Raw genomic sequence first — 18,328 nt, 5'->3', positions numbered from 1 at the left:
AATTTTTCTACGGTCATCCGCACAAATCATGAAAAAAATCAAGTTGTTGTTTTCCCTAATGGTTATCTATTTGATTCAATCTTGCAATCATGCTGATAACAGACAAAAAAGCAGCGCCTATACCCAAGATACATCGACCATAAATCGGATCAATGAGGCTGCATTTCAATACTGGTCAAGCAAACCTGATTCAACCCTTATATTAGGAAAAAAAGCGCTGCGGCTTTCGGATCTCCTCATCCAACACTTGTTTTCCTGACTCAAAAGCTCTACAGTGCAGCAATAGTAGCCATCACCGATAGATGCTGGATTCAGTTTTAGACTGTATGCATTCGATCCACACAGAAATTCCAACTTTAATGGCTCATCACAACATAATCCCTTTATGATATCCTGTCTTATCGGACCAATGGCATCCAACCAGCTATTTGTAATAACACAAACATCGTCCTCCTCCACAAGTTGCTTAAATGATTTATTTACAAAATCACATTGCGCATACTGATCGATTATCAACAAAGGAAAGGGCAAGACATTTAAAATACGAGCTGTTTTTTCGGCAACGTGCTTGTCCATAAAATATGAATTAGTAACGAACCAATAAATTACAATTAATTAATCTCATTAGCAAATATTTTAATCAATTAAACACTTTTACCTGAAGATTTTTGTCCATTAATTTTAATTTTGTACCTTAACCCTTATTTATTTTTCAAATGAATACCGTAGGAAAAGCCATAAAATTACTTAGACATCAAAAAGGCTGGACACAACAGCATACCGCAAATCAATTAGCAATATCTGTTCCTGCATTTTCTAAAATTGAAACAGGAATTACGGATATAAATCTCTCTCGATTGAAGCAAATATCAGCGTTATTTGATTTGAAGGTCGTACAGCTATTATCTTATCCTGACGTTGAAGGATTTAAAGAGAATATTGATGAGTTAAAAGCAATTCAGCAAAAGTTACAGCAACGTGATGTCGAAATTTTACAGCTCCAGAAGAAGCTTATTCAGTTATATGATCAATTGTAGAAACCAGAAAGTTTAAGTTTACTGACCAAAAAGTCTAAAAGTCACCTTTTGCGGAAATGTTTTTAACAAATTAATTGCCTATAAACTTCCAAAATACTTGGTTACAGTGTTTCTGTCTCCTCAATACAAAGTCCTATACCTTTTGCTATATCTGCTCACCTTCAGTCTAGCTTCTTTTTATGCCTTGCTGATGAGAATTAGAAAAAATACCCACGCATATAATAGGATTACTAATAGCGGTGAACAGTTGCTTGATTTTCCTTTCCGTCGACAACTGAATTATATTTACCACGACAAGAAAAGTCGGCTTTATATTCGTGCCGCAGGAACACGCTTTGAATAGACTGTCAAAGGGAATGAACCTACTTATACGACTTCAACAGATACAGCGATCATTTATTTCAGCAAACGCCCTATCATTCACTTCTATCTGCGTCCCTAAAACTGCTAGGTTCGTTTATCTTTTATAGATTAAGGCTTAAGAAATTTTTAAATGAATACACTGGAAAAAAAATTAGGTTACTTAGACATCAAAAAGGTTGGCGCCAAATTTAACCCCTCCAGCCAACAGTTCAGGACAGTTGATTAAAAGCTTATCCCTATTATTACCTAACAAACCTGTTACATAACAATTCTTGCAATCATATCATCCGCTCAAAAAAAGAGGATAATGCTTTTATGTTTGGGTTTATACAATAACCAATTAATCTGCCTTAATACGGCTTTTTAAAACCTGTTATAAACAAGTTAACTTATGAATTATCAATTTTTTACAAAATCTTTGCGAAAGCGGAGTATCAGGCTTCTTTACCCGCTGCTTGTGCTATCGCCTGTGCCTGTTTTTGCTTTGCCCGCAACGAATGCTCCTCTTTTACTGTCCACCAAATTTGCCGGTGTCACGGGCCGCGTACTTGATCAAGATGGCAAGCCTGTCCACGGTGCCACCATCCTGATCAAAGGCAGCAAAGCTGGTGTTAAGACGGGAGAAGATGGCGTGTTCCATATCAATCTCCCAGCCGACAATCCCGTTATTATTGTGAGCTATGTAGGCTACAAAGTACAAGAAATCGACATGACGGGCAAGACAAGTATCACCATCCGCCTCGAATCCAACACGAGCATCGATGAGGTTGTTGTGGTCGGATACGGCACAAAAAAACGACGTGAAGTCCTGGGCGCCGTAGCCTCTGTTGACCCTAAAGAAATCCAAGATATCCCTGCGGCCAACATTGCTGCGGCCTTACGTGACCGCGTAGCCGGATTGGGTGTAAGTGAATCTTCGGGCAGGCCCGGCGCTGCGGTTACCCTCAATGTCCGTAATGCTTTTGCCTCTGACCAGGCCAAGTTGCAGGGGGTCACCAACGAACCTCTTTATGTCATTGACGGTATTATTTCGTCATCTGATGTCTTTGAGAACCTTGACGCTTCCATGGTAGAAAATATTTCGATCCTAAAAGATGCCTCCGCAGCTATCTATGGTGCGTCAGGTGCAAAAGGGGTTATCTTGGTGACCACCAAAAGAGGACAGATCGGAAAGACACAGCTGAGTTATAACGGCTACCTCGGTATCTCGGACGCCACCGTAAAGCCTAAAATGCTTTCGGCTTATCAACATGCCAAATTGTTGAACGAAACCTTTGCCCTCAATAATGCACAACCCAATCTTTTCTTTTCTGATGAAGACCTCGCTTACCTGAAAACCAATCCCTATAAAAGCTGGTATGATGAACTCTGGAAATCTTCCAAGATGGAACGTCATAACCTTTCCATCTCAGGCGGAAGTGAAAAAATCACCTTCTTTGCCGGAGGAAGCTACCAAAAAGAAGATGGAAACTATGCTGGCATGAACCAACAGAAGTATTCTTTTCGATCTGGCTTCAACACCGAAATCATAGAAGGTCTGAAAGCTGACGTTGCTTTTAATGTCAACAATACAAAGACCAACAGCCAAAATAGCCTATCGGACGATCGTGATCAAAATTTCTACCAGACCCTGATCACAACACCGCAGTGGATACCTATTCAAATCGATGGTATGCCGGTCAACTTTTCAAATATCAGCGCCAATAGCGGCACCAATCCCCTGGCGATTATTAATTCGGGTTATTATCAAAAACAAAATAACGCAAACTATAGCATCAATGCTTCCCTCAACTATGCACCAAAAGCGTTAAAAGGATTTAATGCCCGACTACAAATCTCGCATTCGGGCACCTCCTCCAGCGCACAGGAGTACAAACCGGCATACAATGTCTATGACTTTGTACGTTGGGGCAACAATAATAAGCTCTATACGAATGAAGTTGCCAGTTTTACCAGCATGTCAGCAAGTAATACCAAGATATCTCCTTCATTAGGTAAAGGAAGTAGCTATCAGGGGAACATCGTTTTACAATACAGTAATACCTTTGGTCAGCATAATCTTGACGTGATGGCCGGAGCCGAGCAGTCAGCTTCTAATTCTGAGAACTTAGCTGTCTATTGGACCAACCAACAGTTGCTGAACCTCGATGAATACTGGGCATTTGATCAGTCTTCGTTTACCAATGGTGGCCGCAGCATCATGGAATCGGTAAAACGTTCCTTCTTCAGCCGCTTAAACTATGATTATAAGAAAAAGTATCTCCTGGAAGTTATTACCCGCGTCGATGCTTCTTCCAATTTTGCGAAAGGCAATATTTGGGGTGTATTCCCAACAGTGGCAACAGGCTGGGTCGTCAGTGATGAAAATTTCTTCAAAGACCTCAATTATATCAGCTACCTAAAACTCCGGGCCAACTATGGTCTTGTCGGGGAAGACCGCGTTTCAGCGCGTCTTTGGCAAGATCGCTTTAGTGTCGACCTGGTCAATACGGGCTACCTGTACGGCGAGACTCCTGTTGCTTCACTCAACCCCACCATTATTGCCAACCCGGACATCTCCTGGGAGAAACACCGTACCTTTAACTTTGGGGTAGAATCGCGCTGGTTTGACAATAAGCTCAGCTTTGGATTTGAATATTATTTCCGCGATTCGTACGATGTATTTGACAAAGGCAACGACGAAAATTTTCCGATGTATGCCGGATTTAAGGCCCCGGTGGTCAATTATCAGAAGCGAAAAGGCTGGGGTACCGAATTTTCCCTGGGTTACCAAAATACCTTTTCCAATGGGCTAAAACTTTCTACCAACATGAACTTTGGCTATTCGGCAAGCTATACGACCCAAATGTACTTTAACAAATTCCAACTCTATGACTTCTCCTATCCCGACTGGAAAGTGGAAATGGGAACGGATTCCCGTAAATACAATAGTAGCAATTATGGCCTGATCTATGTCGATATGTTGCGTACGCAACAAGATGTCGATAATTTCCTCGCCAAGAATCCCAACTATACCATCGATGGCAAGGTGCCACAGGTCGGCTGGACCGTCTATGAAGACACCAACGGGGACGGCAAAGTCACCGAAAAGGATCTAACAACCATGTTTGATAACACCTCGCCGGTTTTTTCAACAGGAATCACGATCGGATTGGCTTATAAATCGTTCTCATTAAACACCAATTTTAGAGCTGTATTCGGCGGCAAAGCTTTCTACGAGTCGCAGGCCATGACAGCGCCTACAGAGACCGTCAACGTGCCCGATTTCTGGGAAGACCATTGGTCATTGGAAAATCCGAACGGGAAATTCCCTCGATATGATGATGCTGCAATGATGAGAAAATGGAACTCTACCTTTTGGGCCAAAGACGGTACCACCATACGCATCAACAATATGGTCTTCAACTGGAGCGTGCCCAAAACCTTTACCGATCGAATCAATGTACGATCGCTCAAGCTCATGCTAGCTGGCAATAATTTATGGACAATTGTCGCTCCATTTAAACACCGTGATCCTTATTCGTCCTCTTTGTACAATTATCCAACAATCCGTACCATTTCCTTTGGTTTAAACTTTGGAATCTAATCGCATAGAACATGAAAAGACATTTCCCCTATATCCTAGCCTTATTAATGGCATCGAGCACAGCCCTGATGACCCAGAGCTGTAAAGACGATTTTTTTGAACTGGTAGACCATGGTGGCCTGGATGCCCGTATATGGGACAACGAAGGTGCCATTGAATACTATCTGGCCGGCACCTATAGCATGATTATGCCCGGGCATCCCCATGAGATCACAACCAACGATATGCAAATGCACTATGCCAGTGACGAAAATTACTTTTCGGGCACCAACAGCCCCAGTAAAAAAGTATTGGGCTTAAGTGGCGAAATCGGCCTCAACGACGTCAAATACATCGCCACCAAATACCAGGGAACCAATGTCGGTGACAACCGTTATTTCGACATTGCCCGTTGCAACAATGCCATTGCTTATATTCCATCGGGAACCCTATCTACTGAATCAAAAAAGAAATTTTTAGGTCAATTTTATGCCCTACGTGCGATGGTATATTTTGAGCTCACCAGACTCTATGGAGGCGTCCCCCTTGTGCTTGAACCTCAAAATCCTGATAAGCTAGAATTAAGCGGACGGGCATCTGCCAAAGCCTGCTTTACACAAATCGTTAGCGACCTTGATTCTGCAATGATTAATTTAGATGGTGTAAGCTGGGACGATGCGACAGGACGGGGCAAAATCAACAAAGCCGCCGCGGCCTCCTTAAAAGCCAAAGCTCTGCTGTATTGGGCCAGCCCACAGTTTAATCCAACGGACAATGCGGCACATCCTTATGAAGCCCAACGCTGGCAGACAGCATTTCAAGCTAGCAAAGAAGCCTACGATATCTGTCAAGCTGCAGGCCGTGCATTAATCCCCAACTATAGCGAAATCTTTCTAAAAGAGGGCACAGCCAACACCGAAGCTGTCGTGCTGCGATCCTATTCTTCTATTTCAGAAAAACGCTATACTCGCGTCGAGCAATATTCCAGACCCGCCTCAGAAGGTGGTTCCCCGCAGGATTATTATGTTGCCACCACCAAATTGCTGGATGCCTACCGGATGAAAGATGGGACCCTCGCAGATGGTAACAATACCGACTATGATGCCGCTTTATTCTGGAAAAATAGAGATCCCCGTTTCGCAAATACTATTGTATACAATGGAGCTGTATGGCCTTTAAGTGGAATCGAAGGACGTAAACAATGGAATTATACCAATGCCATCAACGAAACATCCATTAAATCATTCTATTGCAAAAAATTTGTCAACCCCGCCCTCTCGAAATCTGCTGTAGCAGTGGCGAACGATTTGGGCGGTAATGGTATGGACTGGATTGAAATCCGTTTTGCCGAAGTCATGATGGACTATGCCGAATCGGCAAATGAAACCGGCAACTTGTCTTTAGCCAAGGAGCTTGTTCGCAGTATCCGCAAGCGCGCCGGTATTGAACAGGGAGCCTATGACTACGGATTAACACTGGCATCCAACAAGGAGCAAATGCGCGACCTGATCCTCAACGAAAGACAGATCGAATTTGCCTTTGAGGGGAAGCGCTATCATGATCTCCGCCGGACGCGTCGCATGCATACCCTGGAGGGAACGATCCAAACGTATCTATTCGAAACAAAATCCGATGCCTTAAAGAAAATATTGGAATCAAAGAATGCTGCCGGCATTATGCACCGGGAGAGCTTAGACATGAACAATAGAGATACGGTATTGAATTATTTCAAGTATCCCTATAATCTACGCGCAGAAAGTGCTAATGGTGCTTTTGCCTTCCGCGATTACTACTATTTCTATCCACTACCCAACACCTTTATGAACTCTTCGCCATTGCTGGAACAAACGATCGGCTATGAAGGGGGTACATTTGATCCATTAAACGACTAATTATGAAACCACCACGATTTTTCAAACCACACAGTGGGATGCATAAATCTGGTAGCTTCATCACCATTGAAAACAAATTATATACAGATGAAAAAATATTTTTTGCTTCTTCTCCTCTTCGGCCTATTACTTTCCTGTAAACGGGAAGGCGACAATATTTTCAACCTTTTTGAGGATGTAAAAGTAACACTACACCAGGAAAATGAATTTAATATTGGAACTTATAAGGATGTTGCAGTCGGCGACTCCATCTATGTGGATTTTACAATCAGTTCAGCATCCAAAGATATGCATCAAGTATGGATCTTCTACAATGGCGCCGGGGCGGCAGCACTCAAAATTCCATTGGTAGAAGGGGAAAAAAGGAGCTTTCGCTATGTCTATAAAATAAAGGCCGATAAGGTAGGACTTTCCACTTTTCGGATTATGGCCGTTGACAGCGAAGGTGTATTTATGGGCGATGGGTATACTTCTGTCACCTACAATACCGTATCGGATTACGTGCATCTGAACAATCGCGTGCTCTATATGCCGGATAGTGTTGCGCAAAGCAGCGCTTGCTTCATTGACCTGATGGAAGGGAAAACCTATACCTATGCTGAAGCCAAAGCCAATCCTGAAAAAATCGATTTGGGGATGTACCGAACCTATAAGGTAGAGGCCAATGGTGCAATTACCTATTCCTATAATATCTATTCGCTGCAAGCCAGTCCGATTCCTTTTAATGCTTTTGACTTTACGGATCTAACCGGAAAAGGCCGGGCCACTTATTTTTCAGGCATACAGACCAATCAGGCCACAACATTTCTGAACACGTTAACTTCAGGAGCAGTGATCCAGACCAATGCTATTTCGCGCAAAACGACCAATCTTTCTTTAAATGACCTTAAAGCAGGCAGCATGTTCTACTTTAAGACAGCAGACGAAAAGTATGGCGTCGTGATCGTCAACGCCCTGAGCGGGTTTGACAATAACCGCTATTTAAACATTAGCATCAAACATCAAAACTAAATTTGTCCCTTTTATCCCTTTATAATTTGGGGTACTACAGCTCTGTTAGTACCCCTTTTTTATATGTTCTATCTGCTTCGCCTGTCACCCCCAACGATCAATCCGACTGGATGCAAAGCCTTTGGTACCTAAAACATTAAAATGAATAGAATATGTTCGCCTGAAATTATTGGCGTCAATATTAAGTTGAAAATTTGTAAATTTGTCCACTTGTTAGGTGCTTAAACAGCATACTATCTGCCCTTTTGAAAAGTTTACGATGGACATCACTGCAAAAAACAAGCTATTGATTGCGCTTTCCCATGGAGACGAACACGCTTTTTTTGCTTTATATGACCAGTATAGCCACACCTTATTTTCCATTATCTTTCGAATGGTTAAAGATAGACAGGTCAGCGAAGAGATCGTGCAAGATGTATTCCTAAAAGTCTGGCAAAAAAGATCCACCATAGATCCAAACCGAAGCTTTAAGTCTTGGATTTTTACCATAGCTAAAAATGATGTTATTTCTTGGTACAGAAAATTAGCAAAAGAAACCGCAATGCAGGAAAATTTATACCAACATTTCGAGCAGCTCTACATCATGGAAACAGAAAGCGATATGCATGAAAAACAAGCCGAATTATTAGAAAGAGCACTCAATACCTTAAGCGAGCGTAGAAAAGAAATATTTGTCTTATGTAAATTAGAGCAGAAAAGCTACGAAGAAGTTGCCCAAAAATTGAATATTTCTGTATCTACGGTAAGCAATGCGATGGTCAAATCCAATCAACATATTCGCCAATTTGTACAGGACCATTATGATGAGATTTTGGTAATTCTTGTTACATTCTATTTTTTTTAAAAAAATCAAGATTACGATAGTGTTTTTGCTAATAAGTTGCGTATTAACTTATAGATATGGCAAAAAAAATAGAAAATATTTACAAGAGCTATTTAGATGGAAGCATCAACCGGGTGGATCTCGATAAGTTGCTACACTATTTCGATCAAGCAAGCGACGAGGAGCTGGAAGCTCTTACTTCTCTAGTATCGAATGATTTTGAGGAAGATCAAATCGAACAACCCTTTGCTTCGCATATCGAAATAATTAAGGAACGATTGATCGATAGTTTAAACGAGTCTAAGAAGCAACCTATTCGTTTTAGACTGCATCAGAAATGGTGGGCTGCCGCCTCCATTCTACTTGTAGCGGGTTTGGCGACTTGGTTTTATTTGGGCCAGCGCGCACATCGTTCCGATGTTGCTGCGCCATCAGCAGCCACTTTATATGTAAAGGATAAGTATGGCAAAGAAATCGCCATTTTACCACAGACTGATTCGCTATGGGAAATGGGCGACATTTCATTTTCACGTGTCGACAGCCAAACTGTAAAAGTAATCGCACTAGGGAAAAATCCAAGCTTGCAAACAATATATACCCCTAATTCTGATTTCAGGCTTGTGCTGGAAGATGGTACCAAGATTACAATGAATGCTGCATCTACCTTGAGGTTCCAGATTCCTTTTGATCCATCGAAAAGAGAAGTTTCCTTGGAAGGAGAAGGCTACTTTGAGGTTGCTCATGATGCGCAAAGACCTTTCACTGTGACTGCAGGAGCCGCAAGAGTCGAAGTGTTGGGCACCGTGTTTAACGTAAGAAATTATGCAAGCGATGGCCATGTTACGACTTCCCTCCTGTCTGGGCGCATTGCTTTAAGCAAATCGGGAACAGCAGAAAGAATTGTACTTCGCCCCGGGGAAACAGCAGTAACCGACCAAAAAGGCATACATATCGAACGTTTAACGCCAAAGCAGGCTGTCGCCTGGAAAGCTGGCTACTTTGATTACCAAGATCAGTCGCTTCGTGTTATCCTGGCTGATCTGTCCAGATGGTACGGCGTCGATATTGATACCACAACGCTACCTTCTGATCAATCGATCTATATGAAAGTCCGCAAAAATATTCCACTACAGGAGATGTTAAACCTCTTAAATGAAGCGAGTGGTCTAAATTTTCAGTTGGACAATAAAAAAATCACATTAATACAACGATCAAAAAATAAAAACAACTAAATACTACATTTACCTTAATCTACCATGTCACACCTAACCCAAAAGCGACCGGTATTTTTGCGAAAATACCTGAGTTTGGTCGCTGGAATTGCCTTGATGAGCATGATCGACCCCTATGAATTGCATGCGCAACAGGTACAATTGAACTTTAAAAATGCCGATGTCAAAGAGGTGATTACGAGCTTATCGGATCGCTACGGCTATGAATTTGTCTTTGACGGTAACTTGTTAAAATCGGCACGTCCGATCAGCGTTAATCTAAAACTGTTAAGCGTTGAAGATGCCTTATCTATTTTGTTTAAGGATCAGCCCTTCGGTTATCGTTTAGAGAATAAACGGATCATTCTCTACCGTAAAGCCGCATCAACTGCTCATCAGCTTGTACGCGGAAAAGTAATCGACAGTTTGGGTAATGCCATTCCTGGTGTTTCTATTCATAGTCTAGAGGACAATAGTCCGACCACGAGTTCGGGTGATGGTGATTTTGAGCTGAATGTTTCGAGCCCGGACATCCAATTGTCTTTTAGACACGTGTCCTTTAATGAAAAAATCGTTCGTTTTAACGCTGGACAAGTCGAGAAGCCTATTCGTGTCATGTTAAGTCCCAAAGAGTCTATGCTCAATGAGATCATGGTAACGGGATACCAGCGTATCAGTAAAGAGCGTAGTCCTGGGGCCTATGCTATGATTAACAACGATCAATTGAACAAACAAATTAATGTCGACCTAACCTCTGCATTAGAGGGCCAGGTATCTGGGTTGACCTATATCAAAAGTGCAACACGTTCAGACGCCGACAAACCCGTACTCCGGGGTATTGGAACCTATTCCAGTGCGGTAACCACCAATCCACTTATTGTCGTGGATGATTTGCCGACTGAATTTACCTTGAATGATATTAATCCCTACGATGTAGAGTCAGTCACGGTCTTAAAAGACGCAACAGCAGCGTCGATCTACGGTGCCCGTGCGGCCAATGGCGTAATCGTAGTGACGACGAAGAAAGGTAAGGGGCAAGGTGTTTCTGTAAACTTTAATGTGGATCAGTTCATTACGCAGAAGCCAGATATCGCTAAGATGCACTATGCAAGCACATCTGATCTGATCGATTACGAAACAGACGTGTATAAGCGAGAATTGTCACGTTATGCGAACAGTGAGGCGCTATTTAATTACTACGGAAATTTGGGAAGTGGCAATTTAAAATATTACTCACCGCTGTACGATTTATTTCGGAAAGAATCTATCGGTGAAATTAGCACGCAGGAGCTAGAACAAACGGTCAATTCATGGCGGAGCAACGATTACATCAAGGAGTTTGTCGACAATGTATGGCAGAATGAAACACGTCAACGTTATAATGCGAGTATCTCGCAGAACTCCAGTAGGAGCAATACCTTTGTTTCCTTTAATTATGATAAAGGTAAAGGACAGGTGATCAATAACAAAAATGAGAAATTTAACCTTTATTTGAAGTCGGCTTTCAATCTCACCAAATGGTTGTCGGCAACAGTGGGATTGAATGGTACATATGGTGTAAACAAAAATACGGATGGTGATTATAACAATTTGTTTTTACAGCCACGGTATGCGCAGATCAAAGATGAAAACGGGAATTTGGTTTACAGCCCATATGTAAAATTACCCAGTTCAGTGGGGCCAGGATCGGCCGTTAATGGCGAAACAGCAGAACAGATTGCTGCAAACGGAAATTTAAAAAGTACTTCATTTAATGTGATTGAGGCTCTAGGAGAGGGTATTGAGAGCAATAAAAGTTTAGGTCTTCGCGCATTTACCTCTTTGCGGGCCAATATATACAAAGGACTTTCATTTCAAACACAGTTTTCATACGAATTAGGTCAAACATCACGTGAGAGTTTTTACGACGAAGACAGTTACATGATGCGGATGGCTTCCAATGCAATGGTCAGCTACAATGCCACAACAGGCGTGTATACAAAAAATTTGCCAGCAGGCGGTCGTTATTATCAATACGAGAGCAAACGTTATAGTTACACCTTCCGTAATCAGTTTAACTACGATAATACCTTTGGCCAATACGGTGAACATCAGTTGACGGCATTGGCCGGATTTGAGATGCGCCAGTCACGCGTACCCCGACCTATTGAACAATTGCTGGTTGGCTACAATCCTGTAACGCTGACCTCGACCACTATTGATTGGGCAACCTTAAGCAAGTCTGGCATAACGAGCTATATCTATGGCGGCAATAATCGTCTATCTGACTTGAATAGTGGAGCGCAAAAGGAGACCTTACATCGGTACACTTCTTTGTATGCCAATGCAGGTTATACCTATAACAATAGATATAACCTGACTGGGAGTATCCGGATAGATCAGGCAGATTTATTTGGTGTGGATGCCAAATTTAAGTATCGTCCACTTTGGTCGGTCGGAGCAGGCTGGAACGTCAGCAACGAAGACTTTATGAAAACAGAAGACTGGTTGAATTCCCTCAAACTACGGGCGACATACGGTATTACCGGTAATGTGGATCAAGCAAGTTCCAGTTATGGTACTGCCACCTGGAAATCAGATAAGCTTTTCCCTTCCCTCCAGTATCTGGAGCAAAGTTCACTGCCCAACCCGATGTTGCGCTGGGAAAAAACAAGTACGACAAACTTCGGGGTAGATTTTTCGATTTTGGATAACCGCTTGTCCGGAAGTATTGATGCGTATAATCGCTATAGTTCGGACTTATTGATCAATTCTGTATTGGATCCTACCGTGGGGGCTAGTTCGCGGGTAATTAACAATGGTGCTTTGCGCAATAAAGGTATTGAATTTAATATCAATGGTGTCTGGTTGAAAAAGAAAGATTTTGCAGCGAGCACCCAGCTGGTATTTTCATTCAATAAGAATAAAGTCGAGAAAGTGAATGGCTTGACCTCTACAGCACAGTCTTACATAGGTTCTCCAAGTGATTACTTTTTTGAGGGAAGCAGCTATAACTCGATTATGGCCTATCGTTATGGAGGAATGGTGAATGGTTACCCTTATTTTCTCGATCAAAACGGTGAATCAAATGTTGTCTTTGATGAAAATGGTACGCCAACGAGTATCAAAGACATTAACTCGCCGGATGCATTGGTCAATATGGGGACCTTGTTTCCTAAGTATACAGGCTCCATCAATCAGCGTTTACGCTACAAATCATTCGATCTCTCGGCGATGTTTGTATTCTCTGGCGGGCATAAATTACGCAAAGATGCCATCGACTTGGGCAGTAATGAGCTGACAAATGCGGGTTTGGTCAATCGATGGACAGCAGGTGCCGATAACGATTACCCAAGACTGGTGGTTGATTACCCAGAACAATTAGTTACCTATGCAAGTAGCGTATCTACCTTATGGCGGTATAGCGATAAGCAGATTGTTTCGGCAGATTACGTTAAGCTGAGAAATGTCGCAGTAGGCTATCAATTGCCAAAACAATGGGCAGGTAAAGCCGGTATGCAAAACGTAAAATTAACCTTGCAGGTGAATAATTTGTGGACCTGGAGTGCCGCTGGTGATGATATCGATCCGGAAGCGTATGCGCTCAATAGCGGAACACGTACTTTTCCATTGGCTAAATCATTCCTCATGGGGCTTTCACTCACTTTTTAATCCGAATTTAAGATGAATTTTAAAACTTTAGCGGCGGCATTTGCGACTGTAATTGTCTTTTCTGCCTGCGATAAATACCTTGATATAACACCTAAAGGCTCACAGTTAGTGAGTACTGCACAAGATTACTACGACTTGGTTGCTTATCCCAATCGCGGATATCCTATCAATAACTTTCAGTATCTGGTCGATGACCAATATATGAAAGAATCCAACGTAATCGGATTAACGCCTAATATAAATACCATCAATTTTTTGTTCCAGGAACAGGAGGATCGCGTGAGCCGTCTTAATTCGTCCAATTTTTATAGCCAATGTTATAAATACATCGCCCAATGGAACATGATTATCTCTTTGGTTGACGAAAGTACAGGAGATAATGGGTTAAAGTCCCTAGCGAAGGCAGAAGCTAAGATGTTTCGTGCATTTGATTATTTCCATTTGATCAACGTCTATGCAAAAGCTTATGATGCCAGTACAGCAGCTCAGGATGGAGGTATCTGTATTATGGACAAATATGATCTGGAAGCTAAGCCCGTAAAATCAACGGTACAGCAGGTATACGATTTTATCCAAAAGGATATTGAAGATGCTTTGCCTTATTTACAGGAAAAACCGACGAATCCTTACCATCCGTCCTTAGCTTTTGCTTATGCATTAAAGGCAAAAGTGCATCTTTTCAAAAGAGAAATTGCCGAAGCACAAGCTGCCGCCGAAAAAGCATTGCAGCTGAATGGGCAATTGATTGATCTGGTTCAGTACGAAAAATTAGGCGGACCAAGCAAGATACCCATGATTGCCGAAAATAACCCTGAAGTACTGAGTTTTATGTATGTAACAGGATATAATGAGATGAACTACGGGTATAGCTATATTTTGAGCCCCGAATTGACGAGCATGTTTGACAAAGAAGATAAGCGTTTTAGTCTATTCTATACAACCTCAAATACGAGTTTTCTAGATATTGGCGCCGGAGCAAGCTACTACAACGTCAAGTATACCGCCTTTTTCTTTCCTACAGTAGGGCTTAAAACACCGGAGATTTATCTCATGTTGGCCGAATGTTATGCACGTCAGGATCAATATGCAAATGCCATTAACATGCTGAATACCTTACGTAAAACCCGGATCGAAGGAGAAAAAGCGACCCTAGCTGTTCCAACAACACGAAAGGAAGTCATGGATCTGGTCATTAACGAACGTCGTCGGGAATTGCCTATTGGATTCCATCGGTTTTTCGATTTGAAACGCTTAAACATCGAGCCCGACTACGCCAAAACGCTTGTGCGTGTATTTCCAATTGTCAATAAAACAGTGGAACAAAAGACCTATACTTTGGCTCCGAATTCAAGAATGTACATTATTCCATTTCCATTGGATGTCATGAAGTTAAATTCAAATCTGCGGTTAAATACAGATGAAACGCTACCGTTTTAATATATGCTCTAACATTACACATGAAAAATAAAATTATCTATAGTACCCTTGCCTTACTTTTGTCAGGCAGTATGGTTCAAGCCCAACAAAGCACAAGCAAGACAGATACCGTAAAATCAAAGAACGATCTAAATGAAGCTTACAATAAGATCTTTAGTAAGCGAAAAGTTGTACGTTCTGGTGTATTTAACGTATTGGAGTCTGACAAAAAATGGTACCTGGAGATCCCCGACAGTTTGTTGAACCGTTATTTTTTGACGGTTACACGTTTAGTCTCAGCTCCGCAAGGATTTCCGATGTATGGAGGGGAAAAGTTGAATGAGCAGACACTTTATTTTGAAAAAGGCCAAGGGGACCGTATACAGTTGCGGGCAGCAATTTATAGGCAAGATGCGCCGGAGACCGATGCGATTCGTACGGCATTAATGCAGTCGCAAGAAGATCCGATTATCGCTATTCTGGATATCAAAGGACTGCATACCGGAAGCAACAGTTATCTGGTTGAGGTCACCGATCTTTTTCGGAAGGACAATGCCGCAATTTCATTTGATAGTAAGATAAAAAGCGAAAATAAGCTATCCTCGTTGGCAGACGATCGTTCTTTTATTACAGATATGAAGGTATTTCCGATCAATCTGGAAGTAAAGACAACAAAGACATACTCCTCCACAGCGGGTACACCAGCAGCAAGTTTGACCGGAGCGATGACGTTCACCACCAACACCTCCATGGTCCTTCTCCCAAAGGTGCCGATGAAAAAACGGATTTTCGATGAGCGAGTGGGCTATTTTGCAAATAAGTATATTCTATTCACGGATAAAGACCAACGTTCCAAAGCCTTAAATTTTATTCAGCGCTATCGTCTTGAGCCCAAAGCGAAAGATATAAAACGCTACCTAAGGGGTGAGCTGGTAGAACCACAAAAGCAGATTGTCTATTATATTGATCCAGCAACACCAAAAAAATGGCGTCCCTATTTGATTGCGGGAATCAATGACTGGAATAAAGCTTTTGAACAAGCTGGATTTAAAAATGCAATTGTGGGCAAAGAATGGCCTGAACAGGATACAACGATGAGCTTGGAGGATGCCCGATTCTCTGTAATCCGTTATTTTGCCTCCGAGAAAGCGAATGCCTATGGTCCTCGTATTTCAGACCCAAGAAGTGGCGAGATTATCGAAGCGCATGTTGGATGGTATCATAATGTGATGAAACTCGTCCAGCAATGGTTTATGGTGCAAGTGGGGCCATTAAACCCGGCTGCTCAAAAAATGAAATTGGATGACGAGGTGATGGGGCAGTTAATTCGGTTTGTTTCGTCGCACGAACTGGGACATAGTTTAGGCCTTCGTCATAATATGGGGGCAAGCAGTCAAACTCCAGTAGCGAAATTGCGGGACAAGAAGTGGGTTGAAAAAAATGGACATACCGTATCCATCATGGATTATGCACGATTTAATTATGTCGCACAGCCCGAAGATCAGGTTGGTTTGGCAGGTATATATCCACGTGTAGGCATGTACGACAAATGGGCCATTCAATGGGGTTATCAGTATCTTCCACAATTTTCGAATGGCGAAGACGAACAAATCTATTTGACGAAACAGGTGACTGATAGCCTAACCGCTAATCCGAAGTTATGGTTTGGAGGTGAAGGAAACGATGAGGATCCACGTAGTCAAAAAGAAGATCTTGGTGATGACTCGATGTTGGCAAGTACCTATGGTATTAAAAATCTGAAACGGGTTGTTTCCCATTTAGTTGAATGGACTGATGAGCCTGGGGATGATTACAGTAACCTCAAGGACATGCATAAAGCTGTACGAGGACAATTTAATCGTTACCTCTATCATGTGCTGAAAAACATCGGCAGTCAGGAGATTACCAATAAGGTGCGTGGTCAAGTAGGCGCTGTTTATGCTTCGGTGCCACGGGAAAAGGTAAAAAATGCCATTCAATATGTGAACGACAATGTATTTGCGCCACCTTTGTGGTTATACCCAAAAGATATCCAGGATCTGATCGGAAAAGATGCCAACAAGGAGATTACCGATCAACAGGAGCAAATGTTAAATATGCTGCTGAGCCCGGGGCTACTTTATAATGTCTATATGAAGTCCCTGAACAATGAAAAAGCATATAGACTCGATGAATACCTAAACGACATTGGCCTTGGTATTTGGACCTTACCTGGTGGTGACTTGCGTATAGATGCATTCAAACGTGGACAGCAACGTTATTTCCTCGAAAAAGTAAATCAGATCATCAACCCAAAAATTGCCCAGGGATCAGATATCATTACACAGGCGCAGCGTAGCGATGTACAGCTTTATCTTCGGAATTATCTGCCCGCATTAGTTCAACAAATTAGGCAACTTTCTGAAAAACAGATTAGCAGCTTAAACAAACAACATCTCGAGCAGATGTTGTCGGAAATTAAACGTATTCAAAATCAAATAAACAAAGACTAAAAATGAAAAATAGCTTAAAAGGAATTTATGCAACTTGTTTGATCTGTCTCATGCTGATCTCGTGTCAATCAAGCCAGGGACAGGATGTTGCACAGGCACAACGTGACCGCTTATTTAAAGCCTACATGGAAGTGAAAATGGATATCAAGGATGAAAACTTTGAAGGTGGTAAAGCGCATGCCATTCAATTAGAAAAAGAAGTTCAGAACTTTCGATTAAAAGGTTTGCAGCTCGATGATATGATGCGCCTGAAGAAGGTAAGCAAAACGATGAAGACTGATGCTACAAGCTTAAAATCTGCCCCCGATATGAAGGCAATGAAGGTGTCATTCTCTGCCGTCACACAATCCCTATTTACTATTATGGAAACGATGAAATGCACAGATGAAGCCGTCTATCTACAGTATTGCCCGATGGAAAAAGGGTATTGGCTAAGTTACGACAAGGCGATTGAAAATCCTTACGCAGCATCGATGCGCAATTGTGGGCAATTGGTCAAGGGAATGGCTACTGCAGATTATCCGGAGCCCGTGGCATGCCATTAATTCGCGTGCGAACGCAGTAACTTCATTCAGCGAAGGGCTGTCCAAAAAAATGGGCAGCCCTTTTTAGTTTAAATACAATCTTCTTGGACCGGCAATAATTACAGGTCAAAGTAAAGAGCTTCCCCGACAAATCGTCTCAAAGTATCCTCATATTGTCTCAAGTGATAGAGCCTATACTGTTAATGCTGTACATTTAGTGTTCATATCACACCAATTATATGCAGTATCTTGAATTTGAATATATCCATCTTATCTGGGGCCGACCGCTGACATCGACCATCTCACAAAGGGCCTGTCAAGCTCTTTTATTTTAAACAACCAA

11 protein-coding genes are annotated in these 18,328 nt (G+C 42.1%); 10 read left to right on the top strand and 1 reads right to left on the bottom strand.

Annotated elements, in window-relative coordinates; genetic code table 11:
* Positions 1–165: 165 nt before the first annotated feature.
* Positions 166–576, bottom strand: coding sequence for a hypothetical protein (locus K2F45_RS01080; RefSeq protein WP_248932857.1), 411 nt, complete (start codon positions 574–576; stop codon positions 166–168).
* 140 nt (positions 577–716) lie between these two features.
* On the opposite strand from K2F45_RS01080, the gene K2F45_RS01075 reads away from it, so the two are divergent.
* The 10 genes from K2F45_RS01075 (at position 717) to K2F45_RS01030 (ending at position 18,006) form a co-directional block, all read left to right on the top strand.
* On the top strand, positions 717–1,037 hold the full coding sequence (locus K2F45_RS01075) for a helix-turn-helix domain-containing protein (RefSeq protein ID WP_248932856.1): 321 nt from the start codon (positions 717–719) through the stop codon (positions 1,035–1,037).
* Between the two features lie 754 nt (positions 1,038–1,791).
* Positions 1,792–4,986, top strand: a complete 3,195-nt coding sequence (locus K2F45_RS01070; protein WP_248932855.1) for a SusC/RagA family TonB-linked outer membrane protein — start codon at positions 1,792–1,794, stop codon at positions 4,984–4,986.
* 11 nt (positions 4,987–4,997) lie between these two features.
* Complete coding sequence (locus tag K2F45_RS01065; RefSeq protein ID WP_248932854.1) at positions 4,998–6,857, top strand: RagB/SusD family nutrient uptake outer membrane protein; 1,860 nt, start codon at positions 4,998–5,000, stop codon at positions 6,855–6,857.
* 87 nt (positions 6,858–6,944) lie between these two features.
* Positions 6,945–7,868, top strand: coding sequence for a hypothetical protein (locus K2F45_RS01060; protein WP_248932853.1), 924 nt, complete (start codon positions 6,945–6,947; stop codon positions 7,866–7,868).
* A 259-nt stretch (positions 7,869–8,127) separates the two neighbouring features.
* A complete protein-coding gene (locus K2F45_RS01055; protein WP_248932852.1) occupies positions 8,128–8,712 on the top strand; it encodes an RNA polymerase sigma factor in 585 nt (194 codons plus the stop codon).
* Between the two features lie 56 nt (positions 8,713–8,768).
* Complete coding sequence (locus K2F45_RS01050) at positions 8,769–9,923, top strand: FecR family protein (protein WP_248932851.1); 1,155 nt, start codon at positions 8,769–8,771, stop codon at positions 9,921–9,923.
* A gap of 24 nt (positions 9,924–9,947) precedes the next feature.
* Positions 9,948–13,553: a SusC/RagA family TonB-linked outer membrane protein gene (locus K2F45_RS01045; protein ID WP_248932850.1), complete on the top strand. Its 3,606-nt coding sequence runs from the start codon at positions 9,948–9,950 to the stop codon at positions 13,551–13,553.
* 12 nt (positions 13,554–13,565) lie between these two features.
* Positions 13,566–14,990: a RagB/SusD family nutrient uptake outer membrane protein gene (locus K2F45_RS01040; protein ID WP_248932849.1), complete on the top strand. Its 1,425-nt coding sequence runs from the start codon at positions 13,566–13,568 to the stop codon at positions 14,988–14,990.
* Between the two features lie 20 nt (positions 14,991–15,010).
* Positions 15,011–17,461 (top strand): zinc-dependent metalloprotease, encoded by a 2,451-nt coding sequence (locus K2F45_RS01035; RefSeq protein WP_248932848.1) that lies wholly within the window; start codon positions 15,011–15,013, stop codon positions 17,459–17,461.
* A gap of 2 nt (positions 17,462–17,463) precedes the next feature.
* The gene (locus K2F45_RS01030; RefSeq protein WP_248932847.1) at positions 17,464–18,006 is read left to right on the top strand and encodes a DUF3347 domain-containing protein; all 543 of its coding nucleotides are present in this window, start codon (positions 17,464–17,466) and stop codon (positions 18,004–18,006) included.
* Positions 18,007–18,328 lie beyond the last annotated feature (322 nt).

The sequence above is a fragment of the Sphingobacterium siyangense genome (assembly GCF_023277505.1).
Lineage (GTDB): Bacteria > Bacteroidota > Bacteroidia > Sphingobacteriales > Sphingobacteriaceae > Sphingobacterium > Sphingobacterium siyangense.
The sequence above is the reverse complement of the archived record's forward strand: the minus strand, read 5'-3'. Positions and strand labels throughout refer to the sequence as shown.